Source organism: Sphingomonas sp. FUKUSWIS1 (assembly GCF_000733135.1).
Classification (GTDB): Bacteria; Pseudomonadota; Alphaproteobacteria; order Sphingomonadales; family Sphingomonadaceae; genus Sphingomonas; species Sphingomonas aerolata.
Genome location: NZ_JPJC01000229.1, coordinates 91,433 through 98,685, shown reverse-complemented (window position 1 = coordinate 98,685; position 7,253 = coordinate 91,433). Strand labels below are relative to the sequence as shown.

Sequence of the window (7,253 nt, the reverse complement as noted above, 5' to 3'; positions counted from 1 at the left end):
GGCGTGCCTCGTCGCCGTCGGCGTCGAGCCGGTCAAGATCGCGGCGCGCGCGAAGAGCTGGGCGTCTTGGGAAAGCCTGCTGCGGCCGGAGCGCCTTGCCCCCGGCGCGGTTCTCGTCTTCGATCGTGCAGGCGGCGGCCATGTCGGCTTCTACGTCGGCGAGGACGCGACCGCCTACCATGTCCTTGGCGGTAATCAGAGCAACGCCGTCACAGTGACCCGGATCGCAAAGAGCAGGCTCACCGCTTCGCGCTGGCCCGCGGGCGTGCCCGTTATCGGCGGTCCGGTGAAGATGGCGACGACTGCCGGTCTGAAGCTGTCGAGCAACGAGGCATGACGCGCCTGCTGTCACCGATCCTCGCGGACTACGGCACCGACATGGTCGCGTTCTGGTGTCCGGGTTGCAATAGCAGCCACCCGATCCGCGTCGCGCCGCACCAGACCGCCGCCTCCTGGGGATACAACGGCAATCCGGCAGCGCCGACATTCACGCCGTCGGTGCTGTTTCGATCGGGCCACCACATCCCCAGCCAAGAGGGAAAGCGGTGCTGGTGCGACTACAATCGCGAGCGTGTTGAGGCAGGCAAAGAGCCGTCCGGCTTTAGGTGCGACGTCTGCCATTCATTCGTCACCGACGGCAGGATCCAATTCCTCGGCGATTGTACGCACGCGCTCGCCGGCCAGACCGTCGACTTGCCGGAATGGCCCAAGTGACGGTCGCGGGAGGCTGGGCCCTGCTGCGGCGCTTCTGGTGGGCGGTGCCGATGATCGGCCTGCTCGCCGGGCTAATGCTCACCCGGGAAACGCTCGCCGACCGCACGGCCACGCTGAAGGCCGAGCGGGCCGCGTGGAGCGCGGAGATCGCGAAAGCCGAGCAGCTGCGCAGCGACGCGGAAAAGCGGTTCGCCGTCCAGCAGACCACGGCGCTGACGACCTTCGCCGACCGCCTCGCGAATCGCGAACCCATCATCCTTCGATCCACCGACACCGTGAGGACCTATGCGCAAACTGCTGCTGGCCGTGCTGCCTGCCTTCCTGCTGACCGCGTGTTTGGGATCGACGCGCTCGACGCTGAGCTATTCGCCGGCGATCCCCCCAGTGCCAGCCGAGGCGAAGAAGCCCTGCACGGCAACGCCGATACGCCGGCAGCCGGACGGTAGCGCCAACAGCGCGGACACCGAGTGGTCGCTGCGCGATGCGCGCGCCGACCTCGCGCTCTGTGACGCGCGCCGCGCCCTCGCTGTCGACGCCTGGCCGAACTGACACCCCGCTTTGCTGACGAACGACCAACCCGCTTCCATAAATAGGAGTGTCCACGCATGGCCGTGCTGACGAATATCCCAAACAACACGTCCGCGCGTGACTGGCGTGACACCGTGAATGCGCTGATCAAGCGTATAGCGGCGCTTGAGGCGGCTGGCGTCCCGGTGGAGACCCCTGCCCCTGCTTTCACGACGCAGCCGAGCATCAGCCCGACCAGCGGCACCGCTGGCTCGACTGTGTACGCCGCGACTCCAGGCACCGTCAGCAACGGCGCTGTCGTGTCTCGCGCCTGGCTGCTGAATGGTGTCGCGATCAGCAACGGCGTGACCGCCTTGCCGGCGTCGTCCGGCACGCTCGCCTATCAAGAGACGGCGTCTGGCCCGGGCGGTACGACGACGTCGACGGTTCAAGTGGCGGCAGTAACCGCGGCGACCGTCACCCCGACGCCGGCGCCGTCCTTCACTTCGCAGCCGAGCATCAGCCCGAACACCGGCACCGCAGGCACCACGACCTTCACGGCGACCGCGGGCAACGTCAGTAATGGGTCGATCACGGCGCGGTCGTGGACCATCAACGGAACGGTGATCAGTACCGGCATCACCGCGGCCCCGGCATCGTCTGGCACCCTGACCTATCAGGAGACGGCAACCGGATCGGGTGGCACCACGCAGTCCACGGTGCAGCAGGTGACCGTCGCGACCGCAGCGGCGGCAGCACCAGCCTTCACCTCGCAGCCGACGGTCAGTCCTTCGACTGGCACGGCGGGGAATACGACCTACACCGCAACGCCAGGCGCCGTGTCCAACGGCACGATCACGTCCCGTGCCTGGGCGCTCAACGGTTCAACCATCAGCACCGGGCTGACCGCAGCCCCCGCTTCCGCTGGCACGCTGACGTATCAGGAGTTCGCGACAGGCTCGGGCGGCACCGCTTCGTCGTCCGTTCTGACACGCACGGTGTCCGCCGCAGCTCCTGCTCCGTCACCGGCCCTCTCGCTCTCGTCCGCAGTAGCGAAGGCCGAAGGCAACAGCGGAACCACCCTGTTCTCCTGGACCCTCACGCTTAACCGCGACGGAAGCACGGCTGCCTATCCGTTCACTTGGTCCATGGCGGGAAGCGGCGCGAACCCGGCCGATGCTGCAGACTTCGGCGGTGCGTTCCCAGCCGGCAGCGGCACATTCGCAGCCGGCGAGACGAGCAAGACCATTTCGGCGCTGGTCGCGGGCGATACGGCAGTCGAGCCCGACGACACGTTCACCCTCACTGTGGTTGCGACCGGCCTGAACACCGTGACGTCAACCGGTATGATCAACAATGACGATACGGCTGCAGCTGTGGGCAAGGTTCAAGTCGGTCGTCGCACCTTTGTGGCAAACGGGATGAACGCTGCCTACACCCGGCAGAATATCCGCCATTATGAGCCGTCTTCCTCAAGTGCCCTTGTGTCCGGCAAATGGCGGATCGTCGTTCCCAATTTCTACACCAACCAAGGTGGCGGTGGGATCGATCAAGGGATAGGTGCTGCTGTTGTAACCGCCTCGATCGAACACCCATCGGGCACGTTTACTCAAATCACGTTCAGCGGCGGTACGGTCCTGAACCAAGCGTCAGGCGACGCAGGCACCGAAAGCGATCCTATTGGCCTGAATATTCCGCAGGGAACGGCCTATTACGTTCGTATTCATCGGCAGTGTGCCGGCGGCATTCTTATTTCAAATTATGCAGCTGGCCCGGTGGCAGGCAACACCGAGCTTGGCGACGACACCCTCGCAGACAAGACGATGAGCGGCACGATCGCACAGACGTTCAGCAATCAGTACTGGGCTCCGATCGCTATCGTGCAAGACGTCGATGCAACCACCAATCCCCGAACTGTGGCGATCTTCGGCGACAGCAAGGCATGGGGCGCTAACATCCTTGGCGTGAACCCGGGCGGCGGTGAAATTTACCCCATCTTGGTCAAGAGCGGTGCTCCGCTGACCGGCATCCTCCACCTCGCCATTTCAGGCTCCCAGATGCAGGATTTTGTATCGGGCAACGGTGCCAAGCGCCTAGAAATCGCGAAGCGTTATGCGAGAAACCACATCATTCAGTGGGGCATCAACGATAAAAATTCTGGCGCGCGCACTGGCGATCAGATGATCGCTGACCGGCAAACGGTTATGGCAATGTTCCCCGACCCGACGCGCGTATGGAACTCGACAGTCGGCGTCGGCAATGTCAGCGGTACATATGGCTCATACGCAACACAGAATGTCCCCGCCAATGACGTTCATCGCGTTACTCTGAACAACTGGGTTCGATCGCTTCCGCGCTTCATTGAAGTGGCGAAGTGGTATGAGGACGGCGACAACACGGGGCGGTGGCTTTCGCCGTCTCCGCAGTTTGGTGTAGCGACCACCGGCAATCTTACGACTGACGGCACGCATCAAGCCAATACGCTTTCGCAGCAGTTGGTCGTAGCGAATGGCACGTTCGACCTCGATGCGATCACCAAGGCATGATCCGCAACCTCGTCCTCGCCGCCCTTGCGCTGCTCGTCGCTCCGGCGGCAGCACAGACCGTGCACACCGTCACCGGTGCTAACCCGCCCGCGCAGTACAAGGTCTGCGCAGGCGACACCCTCGTCCTCAAGAAGCAGATGGGCCGCGAGCTGCTGCGCGATGGCTCGCGCGAAAAGGGCTGGCTGGGCTGGAACGATCGCAACCGCTCGAACGCGGCCGGCAACTGGTTTGAGACGATCGGCGCCACCCGGCTCCGGTTCGTCGAGAACGTCCAGGGCAAAGGCTGGGTCTACGCCCCCATCGACGCAGCTCCTTGCAAGGCGCCCTCGGCGCAGTCAGCTGCCGCAACGCCCCCGGCACATACCGCGCGCGTCGCCCCGCTGTTCGGGGCGAACCTCTCGGGCGCCGAGGCCAGCGGCAGCGACGCAGTCCGCCCATCGGCGGAAGACTGGCGCGGCTACATCGATAAGCACGGGTTCGGCCTGATCCGCTACCCCTTCAAGGATGACCGGATGACCCCGGCGCGCGTCGCGGAGCTCAAGGTCAACATCTCCTATGCTGGCGGCAAGCGCGTACCGGTAATTCTTGACAACCACACCTACCGCTGGGACGCGCCGCCCAAGGCGATCGCGTTCTGGACCGGCTTCGCGCGCAACTTCCCTGACGACGGATCCGTCCTGCTCGACCTGGTCAACGAGCCCCGTGGCTTCGATGACGCGGTTCTGACCAACGACTGGGATCAGTGGCTGCGCGACAGCAACGCCATCATCGCCGGCCTGCGCGCGAACGGCATCCGTCACCCGATCCTGCTCGAATATCCGCAATGGTCAGCGACCTTCCGCTTCGACAAGAAGGAGGGGGCGAAGAAGGCGTGCGAGAGCGCCGGCTGCGCGATTGACCGCGGCGGTGGCCTGAAGGATCCGCTCGGCCTGACGTTCATTAATGCGCACCGCTACTTCGACCGGGGCTCGTCCGGCACGAGCAATGAGTGCGATGCCAAGACGAGCGGCTTTGCCGAGTTCGCCGAGCAGCTGCGCCGGCGCGGCCTCAAGGGCTACATCACCGAAAGCGCGTTCGCCTCGCACTACGGCATGAAGGCCTCATGCGCAGCAGTTGGCGTCGAGGCGATCGCGGCCCTACGCGCGAACAGCGACGTCCTGCTCGGCATTACCTGGTGGGGTGGCGGCCGCATCTGGCCCGAGAGCTACATCTTCAAGATCGACCCGCCCAAAGCCGCGCGCTTCACGGCTCCCACCTCGGGTTATGTCGAGCGGCTGACGGGTCGCCGATAGTCCAGCATGAAAGGAGGTGATGCCCATGACCGGGTACACCGAGTTTCGCCAGTCCGGCCCCTGCCTGATAGCATGGCAGGGGCCGACGCCTGTCGCGCAGATCGCGTGGGATGCCGCTGAGAGCGGCTGGTACATCAATTTCTTATTCGTCGAGCAACCCCATCTGCTCGCGCCGCTTCTGTCGAAATTCCGGAAGCTATGGCGCTGCAGCGGTCGCCCGACCCTCTCGTTTCACGCATCCCCCGATAATCAAGTCATCGGGAGGCTTATAGGGATCCTCGGAGCTGAGTGCTCTGCGGACCTCTATATCATTGTCGACTTGGACCATCACAGTAGGAAGAAGCACCATGAGCAAGACCGAGAACGCACGCTATAAGAAGCTCTCCGCCAAGGGTAAGACCGAGTACGGCCGCGATCGTGCGAAGGATGCTGACGCTAATGGCGGCACGTTCAACGCCACGCTCGCGAAGCTGCACGCGGGTTTCTACGACGCAATGTGAGTAAGGCGCCCGGTTCGAAAGAGCCGGGCGCTTCATATGGGCAGCCGTAGGGAAAACCTTGCGACTTTAGTGTACTCTTTTGGTACACATATGATAAGTTTTGAATGTTCTTACGAATCGTAGCCCATCTTATTCCCGCCTACGAAAGTGCAGGGGGAATCGAGACATGACAACGAGCGAAGCAAATACTGAGCATCCCAATATAATACCGCAGCTTGATGGGCTACGGGCATTTGCGGCTCTTATTGTCGTCGGCTCTCATACAGGCCAGATCGGCCTTTCGCTGATTTTTCCAAGCCTTACGGGCGGGTTCGGCGTTTTGCTATTCTTCATGCTGAGCGGGTTTCTTATGGGGTACCTTTACCTCCACAAGCCGCTTGATGCGCCTTCGGTCGCACACTACGTCGCTGGCCGCGTTGCCCGAATCGCGCCAATATACCTTTTAGCCGTGACCTTGGCCTACATCGCCTCAGCGATGCTAGGACCACAATTCATTTACTATATAAACGGCCGGGATTTCATCCGCCTTCTAGCCTTTTCTGGAAGCAGCCACGTATTCTGGTCAATTCCGCCTGAAGTGCAATTTTACGTAGCGTTCGCCGGATTCTGGTACGCTGTTCGGCGTGGTTACGTCGGCCTTGCGGTGCCAGCAGTCATTCTACTCGCTGGTATCATGATGCTCTTCCGGCCGATCTTTCCGGGGATATCACTCCCTTCGCACTTTCACATATTTTTCTTGGGCGTCACGTTGGCTGTAATGGTGCGCAGTGGCGTCACTGGGATGATTAGCTCGAAAGTTGCGGGTTCCATTCAAGCGCTCTCGATCATTGCGCTCCTTATGGTGTCGCTGCGCGTTTGGCCCGACAAAGCATTTATCGAGTCTATTGGATGGGACGATAACGCAGTCGTCTACGGCAACATCGGGCTTGTCCTATGCTTTGGTGCATTTTTGCTGGCGAGCACGGTTCCTAACCGCTTCGGATCCGCCGTGTTCGCAAACAAACTCATGCGCCGCATCGGCGGGTACAGCTTTTCGCTTTACCTCCTGCATGAGCCGATCCTTGCCGCAACCGGCTACCTGACTTCGGACTTTCTGCCAGGCAGCATCGTGATCATCATCGGAATTTGCCTGTCACTCGCCGTGGCCGCACTCTCATTCCATTGGTTTGAGCGACCGATGCAGCGCGCGTTGAGGACACCGATTGCGAAGCTGGTCTATGCTGTCATCGTCAGGACGAAGCAGACGTTGGGCTGGGCGCAGGCGGCGCCGGTTCATGTTGTCGAGCCAGCGATTCAAACCGTGAGCAATCCTTAGCGTAGCAACAGCGCCTCGTCCCCGGGCAGGTAGCGCTCTTTGGTCAGGTTCATTGATCGGATCGTCGTCGAGCCTGCCGCGCCGCGGTGCAGCCGCCCAAGCCGCGCGGTCTTTGGGCGCTTGCCGCACTCCCCGCACCGGAAGAACCGGGTCATCGCTGGCCTCACCAGACGCTTTTTCCGAAGCAATCTTCGCACGCCTTCTGGTCCCTGTCGCAGTCTGCTCCGCAGTTGTGGCATCTACCGCCGGCGGGGTGGGTCGATTTCGCGCGTACCGCTTCGGGGTTTTCACGGAACCACCATTCCACCGCTCGCCGCGGTGCATGAAAAAGCCAAGAGAGCATTGCGTTTCCTTGCTATAGTGGAAGCTCATAGCACTA

Annotated in this window: 7 protein-coding genes and 1 pseudogene; 7 read left to right on the top strand and 1 reads right to left on the bottom strand. The window is 62.3% G+C overall.

The annotated features are described in order from the left end of the window. The 7 genes and pseudogenes from sphsw_RS20085 to sphsw_RS13995 all read left to right on the top strand — a co-directional run. Positions 1-337: pseudogene (locus sphsw_RS20085) on the top strand (TIGR02594 family protein); the annotation flags it as partial. Then, positions 334-714, top strand: a complete 381-nt coding sequence (locus sphsw_RS14020) for a DUF6527 family protein (RefSeq protein ID WP_031441152.1) — start codon at positions 334-336, stop codon at positions 712-714. The pseudogene sphsw_RS20085 and the gene sphsw_RS14020, both read left to right, overlap by 4 nt. 50 nt (positions 715-764) lie before the next feature. Continuing rightward, entirely contained in the window at positions 765-1,160 is a 396-nt protein-coding gene (locus tag sphsw_RS14015) for a hypothetical protein (RefSeq protein ID WP_152555501.1), read from the top strand. Positions 1,161-1,319: 159 nt separating this feature from the next. Beyond that, the gene (locus tag sphsw_RS14010) at positions 1,320-3,767 is read left to right on the top strand and encodes an SGNH/GDSL hydrolase family protein (RefSeq protein WP_031441150.1); all 2,448 of its coding nucleotides are present in this window, start codon (positions 1,320-1,322) and stop codon (positions 3,765-3,767) included. Further along, positions 3,764-5,059, top strand: coding sequence for a cellulase family glycosylhydrolase (locus sphsw_RS14005; RefSeq protein WP_031441149.1), 1,296 nt, complete (start codon positions 3,764-3,766; stop codon positions 5,057-5,059). Before sphsw_RS14010 ends, sphsw_RS14005 begins: the two co-directional genes overlap by 4 nt. 347 nt (positions 5,060-5,406) lie before the next feature. Beyond that, positions 5,407-5,559: a hypothetical protein gene (locus tag sphsw_RS19875; protein WP_160172645.1), complete on the top strand. Its 153-nt coding sequence runs from the start codon at positions 5,407-5,409 to the stop codon at positions 5,557-5,559. Between the two features lie 166 nt (positions 5,560-5,725). Further along, positions 5,726-6,874: an acyltransferase family protein gene (locus tag sphsw_RS13995; RefSeq protein WP_031441147.1), complete on the top strand. Its 1,149-nt coding sequence runs from the start codon at positions 5,726-5,728 to the stop codon at positions 6,872-6,874. On the opposite strand, the gene sphsw_RS19870 is transcribed toward sphsw_RS13995, so the two are convergent. Continuing rightward, the gene (locus sphsw_RS19870; RefSeq protein WP_160172644.1) at positions 6,871-7,029 is read right to left on the bottom strand and encodes a hypothetical protein; all 159 of its coding nucleotides are present in this window, start codon (positions 7,027-7,029) and stop codon (positions 6,871-6,873) included. The two genes, sphsw_RS13995 and sphsw_RS19870, sit on opposite strands and share 4 nt — an antisense overlap. Between the last annotated feature and the right edge of the window lie 224 nt (positions 7,030-7,253).